Origin of the sequence: Pseudomonas sp. SC11 (assembly GCF_047039205.1) — a bacterium.
Classification (GTDB): Bacteria; Pseudomonadota; Gammaproteobacteria; order Pseudomonadales; family Pseudomonadaceae; genus Aquipseudomonas; species Aquipseudomonas boreofloridensis.
Genome location: NZ_CP178183.1, coordinates 1,084,845 through 1,111,056, shown reverse-complemented (window position 1 = coordinate 1,111,056; position 26,212 = coordinate 1,084,845). Strand labels below are relative to the sequence as shown.

The 26,212-nt window shown below is 62.0% G+C and carries 23 protein-coding genes and 1 pseudogene; 19 read left to right on the top strand and 5 right to left on the bottom strand.

Going from position 1 to position 26,212, the window contains the following annotated elements; translation table 11 throughout:
* The first annotated feature begins 2 nt into the window (after window positions 1-2).
* Window positions 3-1,181 (top strand): acetyl-CoA C-acetyltransferase, encoded by a 1,179-nt coding sequence (locus ACK2SD_RS05095; protein WP_029614392.1) that lies wholly within the window; start codon window positions 3-5, stop codon window positions 1,179-1,181.
* On the opposite strand, the pseudogene ACK2SD_RS05090 reads toward ACK2SD_RS05095, so the two are convergent.
* A pseudogene (locus ACK2SD_RS05090) lies at window positions 1,181-2,293 on the bottom strand (5-methyltetrahydropteroyltriglutamate--homocysteine S-methyltransferase); the annotation flags it as partial. The gene ACK2SD_RS05095 and the pseudogene ACK2SD_RS05090 sit on opposite strands and share 1 nt — an antisense overlap.
* Window positions 2,294-2,524: 231 nt before the next feature.
* Between ACK2SD_RS05090 and ACK2SD_RS05085 the strand changes: the two are divergent.
* The 7 genes from ACK2SD_RS05085 to ACK2SD_RS05055 all read left to right on the top strand — a co-directional run bounded on the left by ACK2SD_RS05085 (window position 2,525) and on the right by ACK2SD_RS05055 (window position 11,224).
* Window positions 2,525-4,006 (top strand): methylenetetrahydrofolate reductase C-terminal domain-containing protein, encoded by a 1,482-nt coding sequence (locus tag ACK2SD_RS05085; protein ID WP_412461528.1) that lies wholly within the window; start codon window positions 2,525-2,527, stop codon window positions 4,004-4,006.
* Between the two features lie 81 nt (window positions 4,007-4,087).
* Window positions 4,088-5,041, top strand: coding sequence for an arsenic resistance protein (locus ACK2SD_RS05080; protein ID WP_412461527.1), 954 nt, complete (start codon window positions 4,088-4,090; stop codon window positions 5,039-5,041).
* Window positions 5,042-5,117: 76 nt separating this feature from the next.
* A complete protein-coding gene (locus ACK2SD_RS05075; protein ID WP_412461526.1) occupies window positions 5,118-7,625 on the top strand; it encodes a PAS domain-containing protein in 2,508 nt (835 codons plus the stop codon).
* Between the two features lie 182 nt (window positions 7,626-7,807).
* The gene (locus ACK2SD_RS05070) at window positions 7,808-8,674 is read left to right on the top strand and encodes a hypothetical protein (protein WP_412461525.1); all 867 of its coding nucleotides are present in this window, start codon (window positions 7,808-7,810) and stop codon (window positions 8,672-8,674) included.
* Entirely contained in the window at window positions 8,625-9,683 is a 1,059-nt protein-coding gene (locus ACK2SD_RS05065) for a diguanylate cyclase domain-containing protein (protein ID WP_412461524.1), read from the top strand. Before ACK2SD_RS05070 ends, ACK2SD_RS05065 begins: the two co-directional genes overlap by 50 nt.
* Before the next feature lie 120 nt (window positions 9,684-9,803).
* Window positions 9,804-10,301, top strand: coding sequence for a hypothetical protein (locus ACK2SD_RS05060; RefSeq protein ID WP_317871715.1), 498 nt, complete (start codon window positions 9,804-9,806; stop codon window positions 10,299-10,301).
* A 137-nt stretch (window positions 10,302-10,438) separates the two neighbouring features.
* Window positions 10,439-11,224, top strand: coding sequence for an EAL domain-containing protein (locus tag ACK2SD_RS05055; RefSeq protein ID WP_412461523.1), 786 nt, complete (start codon window positions 10,439-10,441; stop codon window positions 11,222-11,224).
* Between the two features lie 32 nt (window positions 11,225-11,256).
* On the opposite strand, the gene ACK2SD_RS05050 is transcribed toward ACK2SD_RS05055, so the two are convergent.
* On the bottom strand, window positions 11,257-11,604 hold the full coding sequence (locus ACK2SD_RS05050; protein WP_412461522.1) for a hypothetical protein: 348 nt from the start codon (window positions 11,602-11,604) through the stop codon (window positions 11,257-11,259).
* Window positions 11,605-11,892: 288 nt separating this feature from the next.
* Here ACK2SD_RS05050 and ACK2SD_RS05045 point away from each other — a divergent pair, with 288 nt between their 5' ends.
* Both ACK2SD_RS05045 and ACK2SD_RS05040 read left to right on the top strand, forming a co-directional pair.
* Window positions 11,893-12,342, top strand: coding sequence for a hypothetical protein (locus tag ACK2SD_RS05045; protein WP_412461521.1), 450 nt, complete (start codon window positions 11,893-11,895; stop codon window positions 12,340-12,342).
* A 120-nt stretch (window positions 12,343-12,462) separates the two neighbouring features.
* The gene (locus tag ACK2SD_RS05040; protein ID WP_412461520.1) at window positions 12,463-12,891 is read left to right on the top strand and encodes a hypothetical protein; all 429 of its coding nucleotides are present in this window, start codon (window positions 12,463-12,465) and stop codon (window positions 12,889-12,891) included.
* 155 nt (window positions 12,892-13,046) lie between these two features.
* On the opposite strand, the gene ACK2SD_RS05035 is transcribed toward ACK2SD_RS05040, so the two are convergent.
* The gene (locus ACK2SD_RS05035; RefSeq protein WP_412461519.1) at window positions 13,047-13,271 is read right to left on the bottom strand and encodes a hypothetical protein; all 225 of its coding nucleotides are present in this window, start codon (window positions 13,269-13,271) and stop codon (window positions 13,047-13,049) included.
* 637 nt (window positions 13,272-13,908) lie between these two features.
* Between ACK2SD_RS05035 and ACK2SD_RS05030 the strand changes: the two genes are divergently transcribed.
* On the top strand, window positions 13,909-14,697 hold the full coding sequence (locus ACK2SD_RS05030) for a substrate-binding domain-containing protein (RefSeq protein WP_304484565.1): 789 nt from the start codon (window positions 13,909-13,911) through the stop codon (window positions 14,695-14,697).
* Window positions 14,698-14,831: 134 nt separating this feature from the next.
* On the opposite strand, the gene ACK2SD_RS05025 is transcribed toward ACK2SD_RS05030, so the two are convergent.
* Entirely contained in the window at window positions 14,832-15,725 is an 894-nt protein-coding gene (locus ACK2SD_RS05025; protein WP_039580095.1) for a LysR family transcriptional regulator, read from the bottom strand.
* A gap of 145 nt (window positions 15,726-15,870) precedes the next feature.
* On the opposite strand from ACK2SD_RS05025, the gene ACK2SD_RS05020 reads away from it, so the two are divergent.
* The 4 genes from ACK2SD_RS05020 (at window position 15,871) to ACK2SD_RS05005 (ending at window position 21,054) form a co-directional block, all read left to right on the top strand.
* On the top strand, window positions 15,871-16,950 hold the full coding sequence (locus ACK2SD_RS05020) for a 4-oxalomesaconate tautomerase (protein WP_080754761.1): 1,080 nt from the start codon (window positions 15,871-15,873) through the stop codon (window positions 16,948-16,950).
* A gap of 63 nt (window positions 16,951-17,013) precedes the next feature.
* Window positions 17,014-18,318: a dicarboxylate/amino acid:cation symporter gene (locus ACK2SD_RS05015; RefSeq protein ID WP_412461518.1), complete on the top strand. Its 1,305-nt coding sequence runs from the start codon at window positions 17,014-17,016 to the stop codon at window positions 18,316-18,318.
* Between the two features lie 120 nt (window positions 18,319-18,438).
* A complete protein-coding gene (locus ACK2SD_RS05010; RefSeq protein WP_039580104.1) occupies window positions 18,439-19,743 on the top strand; it encodes a CitMHS family transporter in 1,305 nt (434 codons plus the stop codon).
* 57 nt (window positions 19,744-19,800) lie between these two features.
* Window positions 19,801-21,054, top strand: a complete 1,254-nt coding sequence (locus ACK2SD_RS05005) for an OprD family porin (RefSeq protein WP_412461517.1) — start codon at window positions 19,801-19,803, stop codon at window positions 21,052-21,054.
* A gap of 77 nt (window positions 21,055-21,131) precedes the next feature.
* On the opposite strand, the gene ACK2SD_RS05000 is transcribed toward ACK2SD_RS05005, so the two are convergent.
* Window positions 21,132-21,587, bottom strand: coding sequence for a helix-turn-helix domain-containing protein (locus ACK2SD_RS05000; protein WP_412461516.1), 456 nt, complete (start codon window positions 21,585-21,587; stop codon window positions 21,132-21,134).
* Between the two features lie 82 nt (window positions 21,588-21,669).
* Between ACK2SD_RS05000 and ACK2SD_RS04995 the strand changes: the two genes are divergently transcribed.
* From ACK2SD_RS04995 to tnpB, 4 genes are all read left to right on the top strand, one after another.
* Window positions 21,670-22,182, top strand: a complete 513-nt coding sequence (locus ACK2SD_RS04995; RefSeq protein ID WP_412461515.1) for a DUF2938 domain-containing protein — start codon at window positions 21,670-21,672, stop codon at window positions 22,180-22,182.
* A gap of 221 nt (window positions 22,183-22,403) precedes the next feature.
* Window positions 22,404-24,029: an ABC-F family ATP-binding cassette domain-containing protein gene (locus ACK2SD_RS04990; protein WP_412461514.1), complete on the top strand. Its 1,626-nt coding sequence runs from the start codon at window positions 22,404-22,406 to the stop codon at window positions 24,027-24,029.
* A gap of 879 nt (window positions 24,030-24,908) precedes the next feature.
* On the top strand, window positions 24,909-25,760 hold the full coding sequence (locus tag ACK2SD_RS04985) for a putidacin L1 family lectin-like bacteriocin (RefSeq protein ID WP_412461513.1): 852 nt from the start codon (window positions 24,909-24,911) through the stop codon (window positions 25,758-25,760).
* A gap of 81 nt (window positions 25,761-25,841) precedes the next feature.
* Window positions 25,842-26,201: an IS66 family insertion sequence element accessory protein TnpB gene (gene tnpB / locus ACK2SD_RS04980; RefSeq protein WP_412461512.1), complete on the top strand. Its 360-nt coding sequence runs from the start codon at window positions 25,842-25,844 to the stop codon at window positions 26,199-26,201.
* Window positions 26,202-26,212: the final 11 nt, after the last annotated feature.

The following is a 26,212-nucleotide window of genomic DNA, read 5'->3' as shown; positions in this document are numbered from 1 at the left end:
CAATGAAAGAAGTCGCCATCGTCGCCGCCACCCGCACTGCCATCGGCAGCTTCCAAGGGGCCTTGGCCAACGTTTCGGCCGTCGACCTGGGCGCTGCGGTGATCCAGCGCCTGCTGGCCCAGACCGGCCTGGACCCGGCGCAGGTCGACGAGGTGATCCTCGGCCAGGTACTCACCGCAGGCGCCGGGCAGAACCCCGCGCGCCAGGCGGCGGTCAAGGCTGGCCTGCCCCACGCGGTGCCGGCACTGACCTTGAACAAGGTCTGCGGCTCGGGCCTGAAGGCCGTGCACCTGGCGGCCCAGGCGATTCGCTGCGGCGATGCCGAGGTGGTGATCGCCGGCGGTCAGGAGAACATGAGCCTGGCGCCGTACGTGCTGCCCTCGGCACGCACCGGCCAGCGCATGGGTCACGGTCAACTGGTCGACAGCATGATCACCGACGGCCTGTGGGACGCCTTCAACGACTACCACATGGGCATCACCGCCGAGAACCTGGTGAGCCAATACGGCATCAGCCGCGAGGCCCAGGACACCTTCGCCGCCGAGTCCCAGCGCAAAGCACTGGCGGCCATCGAGGCCGGGCGCTTCGAGGACGAGATCACGCCCATTCACATTCCTCAGCGCAAAGGCGAACCGCGGGTATTCGACACCGACGAGCAACCGCGCCCCGGCACCACGGCCGAATCGCTGGGCAAACTGCGGGCGGCGTTCAAAGCCGATGGCAGCGTCACCGCGGGCAACGCTTCGAGCCTGAACGATGGCGCCGCTGCGGTGCTGCTGATGAGCGTGGAAAAAGCCCAGGCGCTGGGCCTGCCGGTGCTGGCCACCATCAGTGGCTACGCCAGCGCCGGGGTGGATCCGGCGATCATGGGCATCGGCCCGGTGTCGGCGACCCGTCGCTGCCTGGACAAAGCCGGTTGGCAGTTGGCGGACCTCGACCTGATCGAAGCCAACGAAGCCTTCGCCGCCCAGGCCCTGGCGGTGGGTCAGGAACTGGGCTGGGACGCCGCGAAGGTCAACGTCAACGGCGGCGCCATCGCCCTGGGCCATCCCATTGGCGCCTCGGGCTGCCGGGTGCTGGTGACCCTGCTGCACGAGATGATCAAGCGTGACGCGAAGAAAGGTCTGGCCACCCTGTGCATCGGCGGTGGCCAAGGCGTGGCGCTGACGCTGCAGCGCTAGGCCGCCGTCTTCTGCAGGACCGCCAGCTCCGGGGCGCTGGCGGCCTTGGCCAGTTGCACCACTTCCCGGCATTTCTGCACGGCGAAAGCCAGCGCGCTTTTCGAATCGACGCAGTGGTCATCGCCCTGCTCCACCGCACCGTGCAGCAGCGGGCACGACGGCGCCACCCACAGTCGGTCGCCCAGGCGCTCGGCGGCATGGCGCAGCACTTCGAAGGCGTTGTCCAGGTCGCAGGCACCGACGTTGCCGCCGTTGACCACCCCCAGCGACAGCACCTTGTAAGCCGGCAGACGGTCGAGGACGGTCGGGTACTGCTCAGGGGCGCGCACCAGATCGATGTGCAGGCCATCGACCGGCAGGTTGGCGGCCAGCCCCAGGTTGCCGCCAAGCCCATCGAAGTAAGTGGCCACCAGCTTTTTCAGCGGTGCGCGTTGCAGGATGTTGTAAACGCGTTCGTAGGCATTCTTCCAGTCCTGAGGCAGGTCCAGTCCCAGGATCGGCTCGTCGATCTGTACCCATTCCACGCCTTGGGCAGCCAGGCGATTGAAGATGTCGTCGTACAGCGGCAGCAGGCGATCGACCAGTTCGAGCGTGTCGAACCCGGCGTCCTTGGCCTTGCCTAGCCACAGATAGGTCAAGGGGCCGAGCACCACGGGTTTCACCGCATGACCCAGGGCCTTGGCCTCTTCGACCTCCTCGAACAACGGCTCCCAGCTCAGGGCGAAACGCTGGTCGGCGCTCAATTGCGGGACCACGTAGTGGTGAGGGGTATCGAACCACTGGGTGGTGTCCTGGCCATGGGCAGCGCCACGGGCCAGGTCGGACAAGGTGTGCAAGGTCGGGGCAGCGCCTGGCTCCTGACCGAAGCGCTCGGGGATCACACCGAAGGCCAGCGAATGGGTCAGCACGGGGTCATACCAGGCGAAGTCGCCGACCGGCAGCAACTCGATACCGGCGTCCTTCTGCGCCTGCCAGTGGCTGGTGCGCAGCGTGCGACCGACGGCACGCAGGCCGGCCTCATCCAACTCACCCGCGCAGAAGGCGTCCAAGGCTTTTTGCAACGCATGATCATGTGCGATGCGTGGGAAACCCAGGTTGTGTGCCAGTGCCATTGTCCTACCCCTGCCATGGAAAATTCGATGAAGCGAATTCTGGCGTTACGCAGAACGTGAGACAAACTCACAAAATTTGAGATCAAGTTCATTTTTCCTCATGTTTGACCTAACCTCTGCATCGCGCCCTGGCGCCTGTGTCTGTTCCAGAGCGGTCGCGTACGCGTGCAGACAAGCCGCCGCGCTGCGCCCAGGCGACACTGTGATCCTGCCCGTCCCTCGGTATCTTTCATGAGCCTGCTCAGACAAGCCCTGCACGACCACTCCTTCGTCTGTGTCATGGAGTTCGTGCCCAAGCCCTCGGCCAAGCGCTTCGCCGAGCTGGCCAGCATCATGGCCCGCGAGCACCTGTGCGGCTGGCCGCTGGCGGTGTCGATCGGCGATCGCGTCGGCAGCGCGCTGGACCTGTCGCCGCTCGACGCCTGCCAGAGTTTCGAGACGCCGGTGCCGACGCTGCTGCACTTTTCTGGCAAGGACCGTGAGCGCCAGGAACTGCTGGCGCAGTTGCCGCGCATGGATGCCGCCGGCCTGGATCAGTTGCTGGTGCTGACCGGCGACCGCCTGCCCGGTCACACGCCGGGGCAGCGTCCGGTGCGTTACCTGGAGTCGGTGGCGGCGCTGCAGATCGTGCGCCAAGCGCGCCCCGACTGGCTGCTGGGCGCGGCGCTGAATCCGTTCAAGTACCGCGAAGAGGAAGGCGGTGCGCAGTATTTCAAGGCCGAAAAGAAGCTCGCGGCCGGGGCCGACTTCTTCATCCTGCAACTGGGCTTCGACTTCCAGAAATACCGCGAGGCCCAGCGCTGGATGCAGCGCCAGCCCACGCCCCGGCCCATGCTGGCCTGCATCATGGCGCTCACTGAAGGTCGTGCGGCGATGCTCGAGCATGTCGCTGGCGTCACCGTCAGCCCGGCCATGCGCCGGGTGCTGGCCGCCGAGGCCGCCGTGTCCAAGGCCTTCGCCAACCAGCGCGGCATCGAGCGCCTGGCCTTGCAGATCATCGGCCTGCGTTTGTTGGGCTATGCCGGGATCAACCTCTCCGGGGTGCATTCGCTGGAGCAGTTCGTGGCGCTGGAGCAGGCGCTCGACACCCGCCTGGCGCAGGTGCAGACGCTCGATGACTGGCAGACAGCTTGGGACCAGGCCTGGCAGATGGCGGGCGTGGAAACGGTGAGCTTCCACCCGCCTGGCCACCATTGGCAGGAAGGCCAGCGCGGGGTGCGTGCATCGGCGCTCGAACAGACCCGCTACCACCTGCTGTCGGCCCTGCACCATCAACTGTTCGACCGCCAGACGCTGCTCAGCAGGGCATTCGGCTGGGGCGTGCGCCAGCCCCTGTGGTCCGCGCCCAAGGCGGCGAGCCTGCTGCACCGGCTGGAGCGCAGCCTCAAGCGGCCGCTGGTGGGGTGCGATACCTGCGGGCAGTGCCGGTTGCAGGACACCCTGTACATCTGCCCGGAAACCTGCCCCAAAGGCCTGGCCAACGGACCGTGTGGCGGGACGCAACTGAACCGCTGCGAGTTCGGCGACCGCGAATGCATCCATAGCCGCAAGTACCGCACGGCGGTGACGGTGGGGCAGACCGAAGTGCTCACGCAGCGCCTGATTCCGTGCGTGGAGGTGGGCGGGCGGCAGCGCAGTTCGTGGCCTCGGTGGTTTGCCGAATCCACGACGAGCGTGGGCAACGAGGCTCAGCAGGAATTGACGCAGGGCTAGCCTGGCGCGGCCCAAAACCGCGTTGCCTGCCATCCCTGGCATCATGAGCCGCCCAGTCCACCCGCCGATCAGGATGCCCGCGTGACCCGCGATCAACTCGAAACCCAGCAGATTCCCGTCTATCTCGGCACCGTCTGCATCGCCCTCGCCATCGGCCTGCTCGCGCCGGGCGTGGGCAGCACCCTGCAGGCGCTGATCACGCCCGCCATCGCCGTGCTGATGTACGCCATGTTCCTGCAGATTCCATTTCTGGACCTGCGCCAGAGCCTGTCCAACCGGCGCTTCATCGCCGCACTGCTGCTGGCCAACTTCGTCCTCGTTCCGCTGCTGGTGTGGGCGGCCACCCGTTCCCTGCTGGACCACCCCGCCCTGCTGATCGGCGCCTTGCTAGTGCTGCTCACTCCGTGCATCGACTACGTGGTGGTGTTCACCCACCTGGGCCGAGGCGACGCACGCCTGACGCTGGCGGCCACGCCGCTGCTGCTGGTGCTGCAACTGCTCCTGCTGCCGCTGTACCTGGGCGTCATGCTCGACGGCTCGCCACCTGTGGCACTTTCCGTCGCGCCGTTCGTCGAAGCCTTCATGCTGCTGATCGTCCTGCCGCTGACCCTGGCCGTGCTGAGCGGCGCCGGGGCTCGTCGCTCGGTCGTGTTGGCGCGCTGGAACGCGGCCTGGGCCTGGCTGCCCGTACCCGCCATGGCGCTGGTGCTGCTGGCCGTGATCGGCTCGCAGATCGCCGCGCTGGCTGAGGATGTCACCCGCCTGTTGCCGCTGATTCCGCTGTACATCGGCTTCATGGTGCTGGCGCCTGTGCTCGGTTGGGCCTGCGCCCGCTGCCTGCGTCTCCCGGCCGAGCAGGCGCGTGCGGTGAGCTTCAGCGCCGCCACGCGCAACTCGCTGGTGGTGTTGCCGCTCGCCCTGGCCCTGCCGGAGCCGTTGAGGGCGCTGGCCGCCGCCGCGGTGATCACCCAGACGCTGATCGAATTGATCGGCGAGCTGGTCTATGTACGACTGATTCCGCGGCTGGTGCGCTAAACACCGGGCCGTCGGCAAGCAAGGCAAAATGCTATCATCGAGAAGCCTTTCGTGAGTGCTTCAAGTGGAAACGACCGTGAACGACCTGACCCGCGAACAACTTGAAGCCGAGGTGGCGCGCCTGCGCGAAGCCCTGACCACGGCCGGCCTGGACGTCGAGCACCTGGACGAAACCAAGGAACGCTATCGCCTGGCGGCCAAGGCCACCAACGACGCGATCTGGGACTGGGACCTGGTGTGCAACCACGTGCAGTGGAACCACGCCCTGCAACAGGCCTACGGCCATTCGCCCGTGCAGATCCTGGCGACCGGCGAATGGTGGTTCGAGCACATCCATCCCGAAGACCGCGCCCGCGTGCACACCTCGATCCACGCCGTGATCGATGGCGAAGGCAGTGCCTGGACCGACGAGTACCGCTTCCGCCGCAGCGACGGCGGCTATGCCGATGTGCTCGACCGAGGCCACGTCATCCGCAACGCCCAGGGCCAGGCCGTGCGCATGATCGGCGCCATGCTCGACCTGACCCACACCCGCTCGGCCGCCACCGCCCTGCGCAAGAGCGAGGAGCGCTTTCGCACCATCGTCGAGACCATCGAAACCGCGTTCGCCATCGTCGAGGTCAAGTTCGACGAACGCGACGAACCGGTCGACTACCGCTTCATCGAGGTCAACCCGGCCTTCGAGCGCGAGTCGGGGGTCAACCTGCGCGGCAAGTGGGTCACCGAATACGCGCCAGACCTGGAAAGCTTCTGGTTCCAGACCTACGGCCATGTCGCCAAGACCCGCGAGCCCGCCACTTTCGAGAACTACGCCGAGGCCTTCGGCCGCTGGTTCGACGTGCGCGCCGTGCCGGTGGGCGACCCCAGCGAGCGGCAGATCGGCATCTTCTTCAACGACGTCACCGCCCGCCGCAACGCCCAGGAACGGCTGCGTGAAAGCGAGGAACTGGCGCGCTCGAACATCGAGCGGGTGCAACTGGCCCTGGCCGCCGGGGCCATCATCGGTACCTGGCACTGGGACTTGCCCACCAACTGCTTCACCGTCGACCCGGCCTTCGCCCAGGCCTTCGGCCTCGACCCGGCGCTGGGCCGCACGGGGCTGAGCCTGGAACAGGTGATCGCCACCGTGCACCCGGACGACCGCGCCGGGTTGATCGCCGCCATCGACGACGCCATTGGCCGGGGCGGCGCCTACGCCCACCAGTACCGCGTGCGCCGCGCCGACGGCTGCTACTACTGGCTGGAAGCCAACGGCCGGGTCGATTACGCCGATGGCAAGCCCAAGGATTTCCCCGGCGTGCTCATCGATGTCGAGGACCGGCGCACCCTGGAGGCCGAGCGCGACCGCGCCACCGCCGCCCTGCGCGCCCTCAACGACACCCTCGAACAGCGGGTGGCCGAGCGTACCGCCGAGCTGATGCAGGCCGAGGAAAAACTGCGGCAGTCACAGAAGATGGAAGCGGTCGGGCAGCTCACCGGCGGCCTGGCCCACGACTTCAACAACCTGCTCACTGGCATCTCCGGCTCGCTGGAACTGATGAATGCGCGCCTGGCCCAGGGTCGCTTGACCGACCTGGACAAGTACATCGCCGCCGCCCAGGGCGCCGCCCGCCGCGCCGCTGCCCTCACCCACCGGCTGCTGGCGTTCTCCCGGCGCCAGACCCTCGACCCGCAGCCGACCGACGTCAACGCGCTGATCATGGGCATGACCGACCTGATCCAGCGCACGGTCGGCCCGGCCATCAGCATCGAGACGCTCGGCGCCAGCCATCCGTGGCCGGCGCGGGTAGACCCCAGCCAACTGGAAAACGCCCTGCTCAACCTGTGCATCAATGCCCGCGACGCCATGCCCGACGGCGGTCGCGTGCGCATCGAGACCGCCAACCGCTGGATCGACCACGAGGTGGCACGCAGCCTGGACCTGGTCCAGGGCCAATACCTGTCGCTGAGCGTCAGCGACACCGGGACCGGCATGAGCCCCGACGTGGTGGCCAAGGCCTTCGACCCGTTCTTCACCACCAAGCCCCTCGGCCAGGGCACCGGCTTGGGGCTGTCGATGATCTACGGCTTCGCCAAGCAGTCCGGCGGCCAGGTGCGCATGCAGTCGGAGGTAGGCGTCGGCACCGAAGTGAGCATTTACCTGCCGCGCTACGTGGGCGATGTCGAGCGCGAACAGAACCTGGAAGAACAGTCGCACGATGCCGCATCGCGCGCGGGGCAGACCATCCTCATCGTCGACGACGAGCCGACCATTCGCATGCTGCTCACCGATGTGCTCCGCGACCAGGGCTACGCGGTGATCGAGGCCGCGGACAGCGTCGCCGGGCTCAAGGTGCTGCGCTCGGACGTGCACATCGACCTGCTGATCAGCGACGTCGGCCTGCCCGGCGGCATGAACGGCCGGCAGATGGCCGACGCCGGCCGCGAACTGCGTCCGGGCCTGGGCATCCTGTTCATCACCGGCTACGCCGAGACCGCCGCCGTGGGCGATGGCCAGTTGGAAGCAGGGATGCAGGTGCTGACCAAACCCTTCGCCGTGGAAGAGCTGGCGGCGCGGGTGCGGGCGGCGATGGGCGAAGCGTGAACCTCGCCCGCTACACCTGAAAAGTACTCACCGGCTGATCATCGCCGTCGCGCTGGCGCGAAACATTTTTGGGGTGGACCGGGACACCCAGAGCAACGCCGTATACTCGCATCTGGCCAAATGATGGCAATGATTGTCACTTCTGTCGGGTACGCGGGGAATCGATGAAGCGAGCCGAATTGATGGGTCGATTGCAACACGGGATCGACGAATGCTACCGAGGCGACATCGATGAAGCGGTCACTCGCCACTTGGAGCTGATGCTCGGCCACTACCGGCGCAAACCCTTCTTCTACAAAAGCCTGATGAAGTACGACCGGCTGATGGTGGTGATGGCGCTGCTGTGCTTCCACTTCCGCGACCCGCTGACACCGCTGTCACGGGTCAAGGAGTTCTGCGAGCAGCGCGGCTACCTGTCGCGCAACAGCCTCGAATCGTACTTCTCATTCTTCATCATCACCGGTTACATGCATGTCTGGACGCACCCGGAGGACGCCCGGCTGCGTCTGTACCGACCGACACGCACGGCGCTGGAGGAAGCCGTCAATGTCACCCGCGCCTATCTGCTGCCCGCCCAGTTGCTGCGCCCAAGCGCCCCAACGCTGGACCTGGAGAACCCGCAGCCCTGGCTGCGCGACTATTTCGTCAGGCTGGGCCAGTTGCTCGAGGCCGATCTGATGCTCGACAGCCTGCTGCCGGGCGCCAAATGGATCATGAACAAGGACGGCGGCCACCTGCCGATGCTGGCGCTGCACCTCGACGCCCTGGCCCATCGCTCGGTGGGCGGCGGCTACAAGGTCTCGACCTACGCCGAGCTGTCGGCGCGCCTGTGCGTGTCCAAGACCCACCTGATGCGGCTGGTACGCGAAGGCGAGCAAAAGGGCTACTTCCGTTGTGTGGGCACGCTGGTGGAAATGCGACCGGCCTTCGCCGAGCTGGTCAGGCACACCATGGCAATCAATTTCGCCGTCGCGCAGGTCAGCATGGAGTTGTGTGTGGATGCCCAGGAATCTCGAATCGCTCAGCCCGATGCCCAGTGTCTCGGCTAGCCATGAACAGCGTATCCGGCTGCTGCTGCGCCAGGGCATCATTGCCGTCCAGTTGCTGGTGATCGTCACCTGGGGCCTGGTGCATGTGATGCTGGCCGAACGCCTCAGCCGACCCGGCGCCTGGGTCACCCTGGCCGCGTTGTCAGGGCTGTTTCTGATCCAGACCTTCACCGTTTCCCACCGCGTCTGGCGGTTTTCCGGGCTGCTGTTCGTGTTGGCAGCGGTCAGCGGCTTTCGCCTGATCTTCGAGGAATACCCGCTGCTGTACGAACACTACGCCCTGCCCCTGACGGTGCTCGCGGTGGTCGGTGCCTCGCTGCTGATTCGCGGACCGATGGATTACCTGGTGGTCGCCTCGCTCACCTGGGTGCTGGTCTGGCCCTTCGCCGGCTCCGCGCACGACAGCGCGCGCTGGAGCTATCTGGCGCTGTTCGTGACCTTTTCCATTGGTCTGGGCTGGATCAACAGCCGCACTTACCTGCGCGCGCTGCAGGTCACCCTGGACGTGGAGCAGCACTACCGCACGCTGTCGGAGACCGATCACCTGACCGGCCTGCTCAACCGCCGCGCGCTCATGGAGCGCTTCGAGCGTTTCGTCGCCAGCCACCCGGCGGGCTACTTCATGATGATCGACATCGACGACTTCAAGCGGGTCAACGACAGCCTCGGCCATGCGGCGGGCGACCAGGTGCTGTGCCTGCTGGCCCGGCGCCTGAAAGCCAAGGCTGGGGCCGACTACGTCGGCCGTCTGGGCGGCGAGGAGTTCGGCATCATTCTCAATACCCAGGACGCTTCGCGGGCCGTGGCCTGGGCAGAAAGTCTGCTACAGGAGGTACGTCAGTCGCGCGACGCCCCCGCGCCCTTCACCTTCAGCGCGGGCCTGGTACCCTTCATCCACGGCCAGGCACTGTCGGACATCCTCATCCATGCCGACCGCAACCTGTACCGGGCCAAGCGCGCCGGCAAGGACCGCGTGCAACTGGGCAGCCCCACCGGCCTGCCGGTGTGACACGCGCGCCGGTGAGTCGTTGCCGGGGCGGATGAAATAGGCCCCGGTCGGCGAGTCGATGGTTTCCAACGCCCCTTCCTGCCGTTACTCTCGGCACTCTTCATTGCTCGAGCCACCCCGATGCGTCGCTTCCTCATTCCCCTCGTGCTGGCCTGCACCAGCGCGCTCGCCCAAGCGCAGACCAGCGCGCCGGCGGCCTGGACCCTCAAGGACCAGTTCGACACGGCCTACACCCTGGACCCAACCACACGGGTGGTGCTGATCGCCCGCAGCCACGCCACCGCCAACCTGGTCAACAGCGCCGTGGAGCACACCCAGCCCGGCTACCTGGATGCCCGCAAGGTGGTCTTCGTCGCCGACATCGCCCGCGTGCCGGGGCTGGTGCTCAAATTCCTGGTGCCGAATATGCGCTCGGCCAACTACCGCATCCTGCTCGACCGCGACGGCCAGGTGGCCGAACGTTACGCGGGCGATCGCGAGACGGTGCAGTGGTTGGACATGGACCAGGGCAAGGTGGTGCGCGAGCGTCATTTCGAGGATCTCGCCAGCCTGCGCCAGGCCCTGGCCTCGCTGGTGCCGCCGCAGGGTGACGGGCAAGCGGCGCAGACGCGTCCGTAAGCGGCTTTGTTCAGCGTCGTTCGGCACGTCTGCGACAGGCGGTGGTCCAAGCTCTGACCGAGATCGAATAAGCACGGGGATTGCGCCACCAGAGCGCCAACCCACAGCCGACTTCACTGCCTTAGCCCGGAGCCGCCATGAGCCAGCCCATCTTTCCCCAGCCCTTCGAAGCCATTGGCTGTGCCCAGTGCCGCAACCTGGAAAGCCTGGGTTTCGACATCACCATGGCGTTCCAGCCCATCGTCCATGTGCCCACGGGCAAGCCCTTCGCCTACGAGGCGCTGGTGCGAGGGGTAAACGGCGAAGGCGCGGCGGACATCCTGGCCAAGGTCTCGGCCGACAACATGTACCGCTTCGACCAGGCCTGCCGGGTCAAAGCCATCGAGCAAGCCGCGGCACTGGGCCTGAATCGCCTGGACCACTGCAAGCTGAGCATCAATTTCCTGCCCAACGCCGTCTACCGCGCCAGCACCTGCATCCGCGCCACCCTGGAAGCCACCCGCACCTTCGACTTCCCGGCCGACAAACTGATCTTCGAAGTGACCGAAGGCGAGCGCGTGGAGGATCCCGAGCACCTCAAGTCGATCTTCGCCGAATACAAGAACCAGGGTTTCACCACCGCCATCGACGACTTCGGCTCGGGCTATTCGGGCCTTAACCTGCTGGCCGAGTTCCAGCCGGACATCCTCAAGCTGGACATGGCCCTGACCCGCCGCATCAGCAAAGACCCCGTGCGCCAGGCCATCGTCGCCGGCATCGTGCTGGTGGCCCTGCGCCTGGACATCACGCTGGTCGCCGAAGGCATCGAGACCCAGGCCGAGTGCGATGCCCTGTCCGGGCTGGGGGTGGAGTTGATGCAGGGGTATCTGTTTGCCAAACCTGAAGTGAATGCATTGCCGCTGGTGGAGCGGCTGCGCGGCTGAGCGCGAGGCACGGTGGCTCGCCAGCGATGCGATCAAAGCGGCCCGGCAAGGCGCGAGTTGTCATCCACCGAGAATGCGCACACCTGTAGCGATTGGCACAGCCGCGTCGTTTGCTGTTCGACTTCGCTGAACGAAGCATCGGACCAGGCGGCGCCGAACCTGAGCGACAAATGCACTGACGTGACGGGCTGACCGCTGAGGCTGCCTTCGACCGTATAGGCCTCGCCGTGGGCGAAAAAGCCGTCGATGCATCCGGGGAATACGGCGTTGAGTGCGTTGAGTACGAATGACTCGCTGCCGATCTCGTGCACCTCGTCGAGGTCTTGCAGATTGTCAATATCAAGGTCGTCTGGCTTGAGAAGGATGATGTCGTAGCTCATGGCGGTTGGGGGTCGGGCGGTGTGGGAGGGGCAACGTAGCGTGGGGTTTGGGGGGCGTCAATGGGTTGAGGGACGTCCCCGTTCATCCTTCTACCTCGTGCACCCGACTCATCGCGGCTCTGTTCAAGACGCGTCCGACATACATCCAAGCGCTGAATTTCTAAGCTCTCGAACTCATCATCACCGGGCACTCGCTGCGCTATTGGGCCGCGCGATGCATCAATCGGCATCTGCGCAGAGGTCGAAGGCAGTTCTGAGCATGTGCCGAGCTAATTTGCGGGATTCGCCATGACGATACTGACATTTCCCATCTTTACGTTCATTAAGCGATTCTACCCAGTCGCGGTCCTAGGCCTTTTACTGACGTTAACGGCATCGGTCATAGCCACCGATGCCGTCGCGGCGTTCTTTTTTAAATCTGACCCCAACTATCACCTGTACTCCATCGGCATGCTGGCGGCGGGCGCGTTCACAGTGGGGCCTGCTCAATACGCGGTCATGCGCGGCACCAGTGAAGCGACATGGGTGATCGTCGTCTTGCTGGTCTTTAACTTGCTGGCCAGCGCGTTGATGTACTTGAAGCCCGGAATGGAGATCTTCTCTGTGATCGGCATGCTGTCATCTTGCGCGGCCCTCGCCTGCTTCAACAGCCGTCGCTACCGCCAATTGTGCAAGCGGGTAAAGGTGATTCGTCGAATGCGTGAACGTTTCATTGCGCAATGCCGATCTGAACCGTGATCAACGAGGACCACGAAGTCTGCACATCTGTTGCTATGCCTCCCAGACCGCTAGGTTGGATGCAAAAGATCTTAGAATTCCTGGGGCCACATTGATTGAGGATAACTAAAGAGCATGCTCATGCCATTCAACTGGGAACATTTCTTCAAACATTTTTTCCCAATTGCTGCCCTCAGCATGTTGTTAACGATCATCGCCAGTTCGATAGCCACCGTCTGCATGGCCTCTCTTTACTTATCCGGCAATCCCCACTTCCATGAATTCGCGGTCACTACGTTGATGCTCTGCATTTTGATACTCACGACTGCCCAATACGCCGTCATCCGAGGCTTGGGAGAAGCCACGTGGTTAATTGTCATGCTACTGATTCTTTGTCTGATGTGCTGCATGTGGTCTTATGTAAGGTCAAATATGCCGTTGTACGCTTTGGTTGGAACGGTAACGGCCAGCTCGGCGTTGGCCTGCCTCAACAGCCGCCGCTACCGCCAGTTGTGCAAGCGGGTAAAGGTGATTCGTCGAATGCGTGAACGCTTGTCACACACGTTCTGAAATCCACACCATCCGACACTGTCGCGCGCGTCTTATGGGAGCAGCCTCGTGTCGCCACAGATCCGCGCAGAGTTACAGGCCTCAAGGCTGTGTACTTACTAAGCAACGCCTGGAGAACACCCAGTCCCTTCACCGCGAGGCAACTCCCCTACCGGCTACTGGCCCTCTCCTCCACAGCCGTCGAACAACGCACCGCATTGCTCTGCCATTAACCGGCTGATGATACGGATCGCCTGATGAATGCCCGCCGTACTGCGCACACCCAACTGCGGATTGTGCTCGCACTCGAGCAAGTCGTCCTGCTGGGCCAGCGCCTCGCCCAGTAACACGAGTGTCCAGGCATAGGATTGAATGGTCGAAAGCCGCTCCCGGTCAGTCATGACGCACCTGCCTGGGCTGTTGCTTGAATTCGGTATGAGCGGGGTACGGAGGGGCGCCACGTGCAGAGCGGCGGAGAACGGATGCGAGGATCCTGCGAGGGGTAGCGGTGAGCATGCATGATTTCCTTTTCAGTTGAACACCACGTCAATCGTCGCCAAACGATTGGGTGGCAGCTGTACGCAGGTTGGCGAACCGAGGAAAAGGAACCCGGCAGACCCGAAGGTCTCCCACGCACAGCCGCCATTGCACGAAAATGCGGACACAAAAAAAGCGCCTGCAATCGTGATCGGGGCGCCGATGCGCCTTTTACATTCGGGTCGCCAAACCCGATCGCGGAAATTGCCGCGACAGACAGAATTTAGGCCTATCGCTGACTCAGTGCAAGCCGCTGAGGGCGTGCGCCGCGCTGCGACGTAAGTTTTGGGAACCGTCCGACGCGCAGCACTGCGTTGCACAAGCGCGCCATCCTTCACCAAGGCAATCGACATGAGCATTGCTCATCAAGCGGCTCGCTCTCCAAACGGGCGATAGGCGGCGGCGCTAGGACCGGAACTACATGAAATATTCTTCAGAACGCATTAGTCCCGCTGGGTCCTGGCGGTCGCTAACATGGCGTTTTTACCCAGAGAAATACCGATGACTCGCATACTGTCCCTTGCGGCCCTTATGGTCGCTTCCATGACATGCTCGGCCGCGGATGCAACGTCGGCACAGACCCTCACCGTTCTGAGTTCCGGCGGCATCATGGGTGCGATCCAGGCCGTCGCGCCGACTTATGAAAAGCAGTTCGGCGTGAAACTCGAAGTGCTTGCCGCGCCCTCGATGGGCGACACGCCTCAGGCCGTTCCAAACAGGCTGGCGCGTGGTGAGCACGCTGACGTCGTGCTCATGGTAGGTTCGGCGCTGGACAATTTGGTGAAAGCGGGCCAAGTGGATAAAACCAGCCGTGTCGACCTCGGCGAATCGTTCATTGCCATGGCCGTGCGTAAAGGCGCCCCGAAACCGCAGATCGGCACCATGGAGCAGTTTCGCACAGTGCTCCTGAACAGCAGCTCGGTCGCTTACTCCGACAGCGCGAGCGGTGTCTACCTGTCCAAGACTCTGTTCCCGCGCATGCAACTGGGCGAGCAGTTTCTGGCCAAGGCTCACATGATCCCTGCTGAACCGGTCGGCTCGGTGGTCGCTCGCGGCCAGGCCGAAATCGGCTTCCAACAGCTAAGCGAACTCAAGCCGGTACAGGGTATCGACATCGTCGGTCTGATTCCCGACCAAGCGCAGAAGATGACCCTGTATTCTGGCGCAGTCGTCAGCAAGAGCGAGCATCACGCAGCAGCCCAGGCGCTGCTCGATTACCTGGCATCGACGAAAGCTGATAAAGCGATCCAGGACAGCGGCCTGAAGCCAGTGGCTCATTCAGCACACTGATGCGCGTCAAACCGGGCGCAACGTGGGGCTTGAGCGGGTGACCGACAAGCCCCCGCGCGCGGGTCAGGTCATACAACCGAGCCCGCCCTGGGCCACAGCTCTGGCAACGGCGATGCGCGCCCCGCCCCGTACCGTCAACGATTAGGCCATTTGGCCAACAGAATCGATACGAACTTCTCCGCCGCTGGCGACAGAGACGCCCCTCGGCGATACACCAATCCCAGGGTCCGGGTGACTTGGGGATCGATCAGCGGCACACTGACCAGCGTGGGATGGTCGGCATTGGGCATCGCCAAGCTGGGCATGGCCGATACGCCCAAGCCGGCCTCGACCATGCCCAGTGAAGTCGACAAGTGCTGCACCTCGTAGAACCACTTCGGCCGCAGCGTGAGTCCGGCCAGCGCATGGTCGAGCAGCATTCGGTTGCCGCTCAATCGGCCTACGCCAATCAATCGATAGTCGGCCAGTTCGGTCCAGGTCACGACATCCTGTTTGGCCAAGGGGTGGTCACGCCGGCAAGCCAGGACGAAATGCTCCTGCACCAAAGGAACGAACTCGATGTCCGGATGCTGGCCGCTCATCATGTTGATGCCGAAGTCAGCCTCACCGCGCAACACCGCCTCCAGGCCATCGTTGGCGCTCAGGTCCAAGAGGCGGATGCGGATTTTCGGGTACTGCTCGTTGTAGTCGCGGATGACCGAGGGCAGAAAGTAGAACGCCGCCGTCGGAATGCACGCCAGTGTGACTTGTCCGCTTTGACGCTCAGCGAGTTCCCGAATACTCAGAATCGAATCCTCGAAGTCATCGAGCAGGCGTCGGGCCTTGGGCAGAAAATCCCGTCCAACGCTGGTCAGGCTGACGCGACGCGTGGTCCTTTCGAGTAAGGGCGTGCCCAGCCCGTCTTCCAATTTTTTTATTCGGCGGCTCAACGCAGGTTGGGACAGATGCAGGAGCTCGGCTGCCTCATGAAAGCTGCCAACTTCCGCGATCTTCACGAAAGATCGAATATCTTGCAGCTCATATTCCATTTCGGATCACTCTCTGACTACCAACGAACTATTTTGCTATACGCAATAATCATGACGATTTTTGCATTGGATTGATTGATGAGGCCCTGTCACTCTTGCCCGCACAACATCAATGATGCCCATTGATCAACAAGAGTGCGAAATTATGCAACGAATTCCTTGCGTGCTCATGCGCGGCGGCACCTCCAAGGGGCCTTTTTTCCATGCCTGGGATCTCCCTGCCAACGTGGTCGAACGCGACGAATTGCTAATCAACCTGATGGGCTCGGGGCACGAACTGGAAATCGACGGTATCGGTGGCGGCAGCCCACAGACCAGTAAAGTGGCGATCGTCAGTCCGTCCTTGCATGCCGATGCGGACGTCGACTACCTGTTCGTCCAAGTGATGGTCGCTGATCGGCGAGTCGACACGGCCCCCAACTGCGGAAACATGCTCTGCGCCGTAGGCCCTTTCGCCATCGAGCAAGGACTGGTCAAGGCTGAAGATGGCAAGACGCTGGTGCGCATCCGCAATCTGAATACCGATACCTTGGTCAATTCTCTGGTGGAAACGCCTGGAGGAATCGTGCGCTACGAGGGCCGTACGGCCATCGACGGCGTACCGGGCACGGCGGCCCCTGTGCACTTGACCTTCCTCGACGCGGTGGGCAGCAAAACCGGCAAGCTGTTCCCGACCGGCAAGGCCCAAGAAGTGATCGACGGCGTAGCGGTGACCTGCATCGACATGGCCATGCCGATGATGATCATCGATGCCCATCAGTTGGGCATCACCGGCTCGGAAACCCCAGCGCAACTGGATGCGAACAAGCCCCTGCTGCGGCGCCTGGAAGCACTGCGGCTCAAAGCGGGCAAGGCCATGGGCCTAGGTGACGTCAGCGCAATGGTGGTTCCCAAGCCCGTGTTGGTTTCCCAACCGCGTCATGACGGGACGCTGCAAGTGCGTTACTTCATGCCTCACAACTGCCATCGTGCACTGGCCATCACCGGTGCGATCGGGTTGGCGACCGCCTGCGTCAGCCCTGGCACGGTAATCATGGATATGCTTGGCGATCAGGCCCAGCACTTGGAAGAGGTCCGTTTGGAACACCCCAGTGGGGGCATCGATGTGGCGCTCTCGCGCACGGGCACCGACGGTAAAACGTTGCAGGCTTCCGTCGTCCGGACTGCCCGTCGATTGTTCTCTGGCTTCGTATACGCCCCAACCCTGCGTAGGTTGGCGGGCTAGGCAGGCCTAGCCACACATCGCTTACCCGCACATCCGCACAATTTCAATAATGGGTGATGCAACATGAAACTCGCTAAATCACTGTATTTCCAGATTCTCTGCGCCGTCCTGCTGGGCGTGGTGGTCGGTCATTTCTGGGCGCAACAGGCCGTTGCGCTCAAGCCACTGGGTGATGCCTTCATCAAGTTGATCAAGATGATGATTGCCCCGGTCGTCTTCTGCACCATCGTCACCGGTATCGCCGGCATGACCGACAAGCGATCGCTGGGTCGGTTGATGAGCAAGACGCTGATGCTGTTCCTGGTGCTCACGATCATCAGCCTGATCATCGGCCTGGCAGCGGTCAACCTGCTGCGCCCCGGCGTCGGCATGAACATCGACCCGGCCACCCTGAGCACTGCGGGGCTCGATCAGTACACGGCCTCGGCGGCCAAGCTGAGCGTGGTCGATTTCTTCCTGCACATCATCCCGGACACCTTCATCGGCGCGTTCAACCATGGCGAAGTGCTGCCGGTGCTGTTCATCGCCGTGCTCAGTGGCTTCGCCTTGTCGTCAATGGGCGACAAGGGCAAGCCTGTATTGCAGGTGCTGGAGTCGGCCTCGACCATGGTGTTCCGCATCTTCGGTTATCTGATGCGTTTCGCGCCAGTGGGCGCCTTCGGCGCACTTGCCTTCACGGTTGGACAATACGGCGTGTCCTCCCTCGGTTCCCTGGCCAAGCTGATAGGTACGCTCTATATCGCGTGCGCGTTCTTCGTGCTGGTGGTGCTCGGTGGCCTGTGCCGGGCCAACGGTTTCAGCCTGTGGAAGCTGTTGCGCTATTTCCGAGAGGAATTTCTAGTCGTGCTCGGGACCTCCTCCACCGAACCGGTCTTGCCGCGGATGCTGGAAAAGCTGGAAAGGCTGGGCTGCAAGAAAGGCGTGGTCGGACTGGTACTGCCCACCGGCTACTCCTTCAACCTGGACGGTACAGCCATCTATCTGTCGCTGGCCGCGCTGTTCATCGCCCAGGCCTGCAACATCGATCTGACCCTCGGCCAGACCGTCACCATGCTGGCGATCATGTTGCTGTCGTCCAAGGGCGCGGCCGGGGTCACCGGAAGCGGATTCGTGGCACTGGCCTCGACCTTGACCGTCATTCATGACATCCCACTGGCAGGACTGGCGTTGTTGATCGGCATCGATCGTTTCATGTCTGAGGCACGTGCCCTGACCAGCCTGGCCAGCAATGCCGTGGCCACCGTGGTCATGTCCCTGTCGGAAAACGCCTGCGATCGCGAAACCTTGCTGCGCCAGTTGAATGAGCGCCCATCGGATTCGCCCAAAACGCAGGTCGCCTGGTCTGCCGAGTCTGGGCATCAAAGCTAAACGCCTCATTCGCCTCCTGTCGCATCGAAATCCCACGGCACCTCGTTGAGAGATGCCATGGGACAGGAGGCCGTCTGCCTTGCAGATGGCCACATGACAATAAAAACAAGAGAGAAAACCATGCTCGCACTTCTGGGCCTGATCATGGTGGTGACCTTCACCTACCTGATCATGAGTAAACGCCTGTCGCCAATCGTTGCCCTGACCGTCGTCCCCATCGTCTTTGCGGTGATCGGAGGCTTTGCCCCCGAGCTGGGAAAAATGATGCTCGATGGCTTGAAGATGGTGGCCCCCTCAGCGGCGCTGTTGCTGTTCGCCATTCTGTTCTTCGGCCTGATGATCGATGCTGGCCTGTTCGATCCGCTGATCCGGATGATCCTCAAACGCGTCAACGGCGACCCGATCAAGATTGCCATCGGTACTGCGCTGCTGTCGTTGCTCGTGGCGCTCGACGGTGATGGCACCACCACTTACATGATCACCTGCGCAGCCATGCTGCCGCTGTACAAGCGCATCGGCATGAATCCGATGATCCTGGCCACGGTATCGATGCTGTCGCTGAGCATCATGAGTGGCATGAGCCCTTGGGGAGGACCGGCGACCCGCGCTATCGCAGCGCTCGGGCTGGATGCGACCGAATACTTCATCCCGATGCTGCCGACTGTGATCGGCGGAGCCGCCTGGGTGGTCTTCACGGCGTACCTGCTGGGCCGAGCCGAGCGCAAGCGTATCGGCAACATTGCCCTGGAGTCCGGCGGCGGGAATTGCTACATCAAGCAGATTCTCGGGGAGGCGCCGCATAAACGCCCGCGACTGGCTTATGTGAACCTGGTGTTGGTGATCGCCGTCATGACCGCACTGGTGCTGGGGGTGATGCACGCCGCCATCTTGTTCATGATCGGTTTCGTCGCCGCCCTGATGATCAACTACCCGCAACTGGAGTTGCAGAAAGAACGCATTCTGGCCCATTCGGGCAATGCCATGACTGTGGTGCTGCTGGTTTTTGCAGCCGGCATCTTCGCCGGCATCTTCTCCGGCACGAAAATGGTCGATGCGCTGGCCCAAACGCTGGTGGACTGGATTCCGGAAGCCTGGAGCCACTGGTTCCCACTCGTGGTGGCGTTGACCAGCATGCCGCTGACGTTCGTTCTCTCGAACGATGCGTACTACTTCGGCGTGGTGCCCATTCTCGCCAACGCCGCCGCTGCCTATGGCATTGATCCCATCGAAATCGCACGCGCTTCGGTACTGGGCCAACCGGTGCACCTGATGAGCCCGCTGGTGGCCTCGACCCTGCTGTTGGTCGGCATGGTGGATCGGGATATCGGCGACTTCCAGAAAGCGACCGTGAAATGGGCGGTGCTGACATCACTGGTCATTACCGCGCTGGCGTTGCTCACCGGGGCACTGTCCTTCTTCGTCTGATCTGTCCAGGGCGCAGCGCGCGCCCGCTTATCCAATAACAACAAGAGAGTACCGCACATGTCCCGAATCCTTTTCCGTGGGGCCGCCTGTGGCGTGCTCTGCGGTTGGTTGCCTGTGGCCGGCGCTGCCGGTTTCATCGAAGACAGCGCGCTCAAGCTGCAATTGCGCAACGTGTATTTCAACGAAAATTTCCGTGACGAACAGGGCATGAGCCCCCGCGCGGCCGCCAACGCCAAAAGCGAGCGGGTGGAATGGGCGCAAGGTGCCCTGCTCGATTACCAGTCAGGCTTCACCCAAGGCACCGTGGGCGTCGGAGTCGATGCCTTGGGGCTCTTTGGCCTACGCCTGGATTCGGGGCGCGGTCGCAGCGGGACCGGTCTGCTACCGGTACACGAGGGTGGCCGCGCCGCCGAGGAATTCGCCAGTGCCGGGGTGACGGCCAAGCTGCGTGCGGGACAGACTGTGGTCAAACATGGCACGTTGCTACCCAAGATCCCAGTGCTGGTCTACAACGACGCACGGTTGCTGCCGCAGACCTACCAAGGCACCCAACTGACCAGCACTGACATCGAAGGGCTCACCTTGAGCGCCGGTTACCTGGATCGTTTCAAGCAGCGTGACTCGTCCAACAGCACTGGCTTGTACCTTGATGGCTATGGCGGCGGGCAATCGGGGGACTTCACGTTTGCTGGCGCTGACTACGCCCTGAGCAAGCAACTACGCCTCAGCTATTTCCACGGCCGATTGGAAGACTTCTATCGCCAGGACTACCTGGGCATGGTCCACACACTCCCCGTCGCCGGCGGCGCTCTGACTACCGACCTGCGCTACTTCAAGAGCCGCGACAGTGGCGCCGCTTATGGGGGCGTGATCGATAACGACCTGTTCAGCGGGCAATTGTCCTATACCCACTCCGGCCACACCGTTGGGGCCGGCTACCAGGTTCTCAATGGCGAAGCGGGCTTGCCCTATATCAGCGGGGCGACGGTCTACTCGTTCAGCAACGTCGGCATCGGCAAGTTCATCGAAGAAGACGAGAAGACCTGGATGGCCAGCTACGCCTACAATTTTGCTGCCGCAGGGGTTCCAGGGCTTACCTTCATGGCGCGCTACCTGAGCGGAGATAATGGACGCTCCGACGACGCCGAAATCAACGAATGGGAGCGGGACATGGAGCTGGCGTATGTCGTGCAGTCCGGCCCCATCAAAGGGCTGGGCGTCAGACTGCGCAACTATGTCTACCGCTCTGACTTCGCCCGCGGACGCGACAGTAACCGGATCTACTTGACCTACGAGTTCGCGCTCTGGTGACAACACCACGAGTAAAAGTCCATGCCCAGTGGGCGCTCACGGACGACGGGATCATCGTCCTGGCCTCGTAATCCACGCTACCGCACAGCGCCCAAGGCTGGCACCCGGGCGCTCGCCCACGCGTTGAGCCGCGTTTGCCCTGACCTGCCTCCCAGCCAATACCCCGCAGCAGCGATCTTGGTGATTCTCTGGAATGTCGGACAACTGAGATGATCACGCTCGGGACACTTCGCCGCATGCCGCAACCCTTTGCTCATGGCCTGCAGACGTTTGATACGTGCATCCAGTTCATCGGCCTTGGCGACCAACTTGCTGCGATCGACCTGCCCCTCGACCAGCATGGCCCCCACCTCTTCCAAGGAAAAACCCGCCGCTTGCCCGAGCGCGATAAGTGCCAGACGGTCTATCACGTCCGCCGCAAACTGCCGCCGTTGCCCGTGACCGGCCAGCGAAGTGAGCAAGCCCTTCTTCTCGTAGTAACGCAATGTCGAAGCGGGCACGCCCGTGCGCCGGGCGACGTCTGCAATGTCCATCTTTGCCTCTTGAGTTGAAGTCGACTTCAACTTGTATGCTGCGCGGCGTAAAGATCCACGTCAATCAACGAGAGGGTTTCACATGACGATCACTGCACTGTTCTTTGCAGCCCTGACGATTGGTATAGGCGCCACCGTAGTGATGGATATGTGGAGTTTGATCTTGAAGCGGCTGGGCGTCGCCACACTCGACTTCGCGATGGTCGGCCGCTGGGCGGGGCACTTGCTGAAGGGGCGTTTCAAGCACACGGCGATTGCCAAAGCGGAGTCGGTGCGGCGTGAGCGCTGGGTGGGCTGGGTGATTCATTACGCCGTTGGCGTGATGTTCGCGGTGGCGTTAGTGGCTGTCATGGGCACGGGTTGGTTGTTGGCACCTACGCTAGCGCCGGCGCTGATGGTTGGGGTCGTTACAGTCGTTGCACCGCTCTGCATCCTGCAGCCGGCCATGGGGGCGGGGTTCTTCGCGTGTAAAACTCAGACGCCGTTGGTTAATTGCATCAAGAGCTTGGTCACGCACCTGGTGTTCGGGGCCGGACTTTTTCTCAGTGCCCAAGTGTTGGCAGGACTTATACGGCAGATAAGCGTGGGGCCATAGGCGATCCAGCAAGCGCTGATATCTCAGACAGCAAATCTGTGCTGAAAACGGCGCTCAATGCCCCACGATTTTGCACACCCTCGCAGTTGCTTCTAGAATTGCGCCACAACCCACATCCCGAGGTGTTCGTCATGCGCCATTGATGCCGCCGTCTTCACGACGGCCAGTCTCCACCTACCCCCACGAGCAGGGGGAGTTCTTGGCATCCATGGAAATGACTTATGACGAGCCCCTTTCTCACGCTGGAAGGCGTGTCTCATGTGCTGCCGGACGGCAGCACTTTATTCCGCGAACTCAACGAACAATTCGACCAGCGCCCCACGGGTCTGGTCGGGCGCAATGGTGTCGGCAAAACGATGCTGGCGCGCCTACTGGCGGGACAGGTGCAGCCCACGACCGGGCGCTGCGCGCGGTCGGGCAGCGTGCATTACCTGAGCCAGCACCTATCGCCCGCGCCGGATATCACCGTCGCAGGCCTTGCCGGCGTGCAGGCCACCCTCGACGCGCTCGAACGTATCGAGGCAGGCAGCAGTGAGGTCGAAGATTTCGAGGCGGTGGGCGAGCGCTGGGACATACGCGCACGCCTGCAACACGCGCTGGACCGCGCCGGCCTGACTTATCTCGATGCCCGCACGCCTGCCAGCGCACTCAGTGGCGGCGAGGCCATGCGCGTCGCGCTGATCGGCGCCTTCTTGTCGGACACGGACTTCCTCATTCTGGACGAGCCCAGCAATCATCTCGACCGACCTAGCCGTCAGGCACTGATCGCGCAGTTGCAGCAGTGGACGCGCGGGCTGCTGGTGGTGAGTCACGACCGCCAGTTGCTGGAAACGATGGCGCGAATCGTGGAGTTGTCCTCTCTGGGACTGCGCAGCTATGGCGGTAACTACGGGTTTTACGCGCAATGCAAAGCGCTGGAATTACAGAACGCCCAGCAGCAACTTGAACAGCGCAAGCTCGAGCGTCAACGCGAAGAACGATCCTTGCAAGAACAACGCGAGGGCCTGGAACGCCGCCAGGCCCGTGGTAATCGTCGGGCTCAGGACGCTAATCAAGCCAAAGTGCTGCTGGGCCGTCAGAAAGAACGTAGCGAGGGCTCGGCTGGCAAGTTGCGTCAACAACAGGCGGCGAGCCGCGAACGACTCACCCAGCGCGTCTGTGAGGCCGCTCAACAGGTCGAAGACAACATGGCGATCACGGTGCACGCTTTACCTGTGGTATCCCCTTCCCAGAGACGAATCGCTGAATTGGAGAACGTGGAACTTCCGTTCGTGTCGGGTGCTACTCGCACCATCAGCTTGATGTTGACCGGACAACAGCGGGTTGGCGTCGTCGGCCCCAACGGGTGCGGCAAGTCCACTTTGCTGAAAGTGCTCGCCCGGCAACTTCAGCCGTTGTCCGGGAGTTGCCAAGTGTTTGTGGAAGGCTTCTATCTAGACCAGCGGCTATCGAATCTGGCGCCGCAGCGTACGGTGCTGGAGCAGATGCTGGCGGCCAACCGCGCTGCCACAGAGGGGGAACTGCGGATGCGCCTTGCGCAACTTGGGCTGGATGCGCAGAAAATTACCGTGCCGAGCGGTTCGCTCAGTGGCGGGGAACGCCTGAAGGCGGCGCTGGCTTGCGTGCTCTACGCTGCCCCACCTGCGCAGTTGTTGTTACTGGATGAGCCTAGTAATCATTTGGATCTGGCTTCGGTTCAGGCGTTGGAGGTGATGCTGAGCGGGTATCGGGGTGCGTTGGTAGTGGTGTCGCATGATGAGGCGTTTCTAGAGGGTGTTGGGTTGACACACCGCTTGGCCGTTGCTGAGGATGGGGGGGGTTTGGAGGACCTGGAGCAAGGGGGCTGAGTTGGGCATCAGTTCGTTTTACACCTGGCTGATTTTACGAATTCTTGACCCTCTTGCAGTGCGGGTTGAGCGGCTGAGAAATGCTTGCGCTGAGCGATTGATGCAAAGGCAGCCGCCTTGATCAGAACTTAGCCACTGCAGAGCCAGATCCAAAGTCGAGAACGTTAAAGCATAAACTCCGGTGGAATCTCCGAAACTGTACATCGTGCGCGAACCGCTATGATTCGCTACGGGAGAGAGATATCCGTAGCGGCTAGCCATAGCTCTATTGATTAGCCAATTGCCAGCGGCTGAAAGTCAGACTTTTTAGTGTCTCCAAGCAGCCCGTTTCCGGCCAACGAGCAACGTGGTGGAGCTTATCTAGCGGTCGACCCGGTGAACGTTGAAGGCCGCGCTCCATTGCAAGTCAACCTGCCAGCGTTGCGCGGCCATTACATACTTCAGACTGCTGAGGCTGGCCAGCTTGAGGACGTGAAGTGTGCGATTAAACTAGACGGGGCAGTCATCGCGATGAATACAGCCAATCCACACGGCCACCCAGCCGACTTCGCGTGTCGCAGGATCCGAGGAGAACAGGCGCCGGACCTACCCACACGCCAAAGAGCACAGTGACCCCTCCCAAGTGTTCAAAGGCCAAAGAGCGCGATGCTCACGGCAGTAATCGAGCACAGCAGAGCGTGGAGATTTGAAAACGTAAAATACTGGTTGCATATACAGTTCTGGTATGGCATGGTTTATTCCATCAGCTTCAGATTCCAGCTTGCATAAAGCATTAAGCCTGAATCTGTCAGCACGAGGGACTTGAGCCCCGAGCCACCGCCTATGAGCGAACGACATGCAGGGCATCCTGTACATTAAATCGACTCAAAGGTGAATAGTATGGAAACGAACCTACGTCCATTCACGAGAAATGGCAGCTCAGTTCTCCCGCCCCGCACCACGCTGGGCGTTGATCAATATCTTCAGTCGCCTAACGGCCGCTACAAACTGTATGCTCAGAATGATCGTAATCTTGCTCTTTATGATGGAGCAAATGCAGTGTGGGTCGCGAATGCAAGTGCTGCCTACTCCAGCCAGGTCTATCCTAAACGATGGAGTAAAGGTGATGTATCCCAGACTTATATCAGTCATGAGCTTACTGTGTATGATCTCGAACATGGCCGTATTTGGCATACAGTGAACGCCTCTGTTCCTGTTGGAGATACTTTCAGCGCGGCACTTCGTACATATCTCCAGCTGCAAGATGATGGAAACATCGTCATTATTGATCTGTTCCCCGTCTGGTATGCACCTGGCTCGCCACTTCAAGATCCAAGCACACCCGCCACCATCATTCCACCCGGCACGATAATCAACCATGGTGACAGCTTTGAAATTGGTACGTCGCGCCTGATTTTCCAAAACGATGGCAATTTGGTCTTTTATGGAAAAAACAACAAGGTGATCTGGGCCTCCTACACCCAGAACAAAGATGGCGCTTTCGCGGCCATGCAGAATGATGGCCAGTTCGTGATTTACAACTCCGCCCATCAACCGATCTGGTGGACAGGTACCGACGCTCATCCAGGCGCCTACGCTCGCATTCAAGAGGACGGCAGTTTCGCCATTGTGACTGATCGAGTGTGCTGGGCGCGATTTGGTTTCACACCCACAATCAAGCCTGCGCGCAAAATTGTGAGGGTTTCCGGCAATCCATACACTGAGGTGTGGAAGCCTAGGGATTATTCGTAAGCGCTCCATGAACCCCACATTCAAAGCGCTTACCTGATCCCCGATGCTGTGCTCCCGATTTTTTTCTGGAGCTCGCCGACCATGATGCGACCCGACGCCAAAGTCGAAAAAGTTTACCTCTACCCCAAGTCCGTCGACTTCCGAAAGTCCATCGATGGCCTGGCTGCGCTGGTCGAACTCGATATCAAAGTGGCGGTGTTCGACCCGGTGCTTTTCGTCTTCCTCAACAAGCCGCGCAACCGCGTGAAGATCTTGTACTGGGAACGCAACGGCTTCTGCCTCTGGCTCAAACGCCTGGACTCCGAGCGGTTCAAAACCTCACCCGATCCGACTGACGTGGCCATCGTACTGACCGTTCAGGAACTGAACTGGCTACTCGACGGCTTCTACCTCTGGCGCAACCGTCCGCATCAGGTTTTGACGCCTCGATACGTCGCCTGATTCGGTATAAT

Excerpts from the sequence above, each read along its gene's own strand:
- ACK2SD_RS05095 (WP_029614392.1), top strand. The coding sequence starts at position 3 with ATGAAAGAAGTCGCCATCGTCGCCGCCACCCGCACTGCCATCGGCAGC.
- ACK2SD_RS05085 (WP_412461528.1), top strand. The coding sequence starts at position 2,525 with ATGAGCCTGCTCAGACAAGCCCTGCACGACCACTCCTTCGTCTGTGTC.
- ACK2SD_RS05070 (WP_412461525.1), top strand. The coding sequence starts at position 7,808 with ATGGGTCGATTGCAACACGGGATCGACGAATGCTACCGAGGCGACATC.
- ACK2SD_RS05065 (WP_412461524.1), top strand. The coding sequence starts at position 8,625 with ATGCCCAGGAATCTCGAATCGCTCAGCCCGATGCCCAGTGTCTCGGCT.
- ACK2SD_RS05060 (WP_317871715.1), top strand. The coding sequence starts at position 9,804 with ATGCGTCGCTTCCTCATTCCCCTCGTGCTGGCCTGCACCAGCGCGCTC.
- ACK2SD_RS05055 (WP_412461523.1), top strand. The coding sequence starts at position 10,439 with ATGAGCCAGCCCATCTTTCCCCAGCCCTTCGAAGCCATTGGCTGTGCC.
- ACK2SD_RS05050 (WP_412461522.1), bottom strand. The coding sequence starts at position 11,604 with ATGAGCTACGACATCATCCTTCTCAAGCCAGACGACCTTGATATTGAC.
- ACK2SD_RS05045 (WP_412461521.1), top strand. The coding sequence starts at position 11,893 with ATGACGATACTGACATTTCCCATCTTTACGTTCATTAAGCGATTCTAC.
- ACK2SD_RS05040 (WP_412461520.1), top strand. The coding sequence starts at position 12,463 with ATGCCATTCAACTGGGAACATTTCTTCAAACATTTTTTCCCAATTGCT.
- ACK2SD_RS05035 (WP_412461519.1), bottom strand. The coding sequence starts at position 13,271 with ATGACTGACCGGGAGCGGCTTTCGACCATTCAATCCTATGCCTGGACA.
- ACK2SD_RS05030 (WP_304484565.1), top strand. The coding sequence starts at position 13,909 with ATGACTCGCATACTGTCCCTTGCGGCCCTTATGGTCGCTTCCATGACA.
- ACK2SD_RS05025 (WP_039580095.1), bottom strand. The coding sequence starts at position 15,725 with ATGGAATATGAGCTGCAAGATATTCGATCTTTCGTGAAGATCGCGGAA.
- ACK2SD_RS05020 (WP_080754761.1), top strand. The coding sequence starts at position 15,871 with ATGCAACGAATTCCTTGCGTGCTCATGCGCGGCGGCACCTCCAAGGGG.
- ACK2SD_RS05015 (WP_412461518.1), top strand. The coding sequence starts at position 17,014 with ATGAAACTCGCTAAATCACTGTATTTCCAGATTCTCTGCGCCGTCCTG.
- ACK2SD_RS05010 (WP_039580104.1), top strand. The coding sequence starts at position 18,439 with ATGCTCGCACTTCTGGGCCTGATCATGGTGGTGACCTTCACCTACCTG.
- ACK2SD_RS05005 (WP_412461517.1), top strand. The coding sequence starts at position 19,801 with ATGTCCCGAATCCTTTTCCGTGGGGCCGCCTGTGGCGTGCTCTGCGGT.
- ACK2SD_RS05000 (WP_412461516.1), bottom strand. The coding sequence starts at position 21,587 with ATGGACATTGCAGACGTCGCCCGGCGCACGGGCGTGCCCGCTTCGACA.
- ACK2SD_RS04995 (WP_412461515.1), top strand. The coding sequence starts at position 21,670 with ATGACGATCACTGCACTGTTCTTTGCAGCCCTGACGATTGGTATAGGC.
- ACK2SD_RS04990 (WP_412461514.1), top strand. The coding sequence starts at position 22,404 with ATGACGAGCCCCTTTCTCACGCTGGAAGGCGTGTCTCATGTGCTGCCG.
- ACK2SD_RS04985 (WP_412461513.1), top strand. The coding sequence starts at position 24,909 with ATGGAAACGAACCTACGTCCATTCACGAGAAATGGCAGCTCAGTTCTC.
- tnpB (WP_412461512.1), top strand. The coding sequence starts at position 25,842 with ATGATGCGACCCGACGCCAAAGTCGAAAAAGTTTACCTCTACCCCAAG.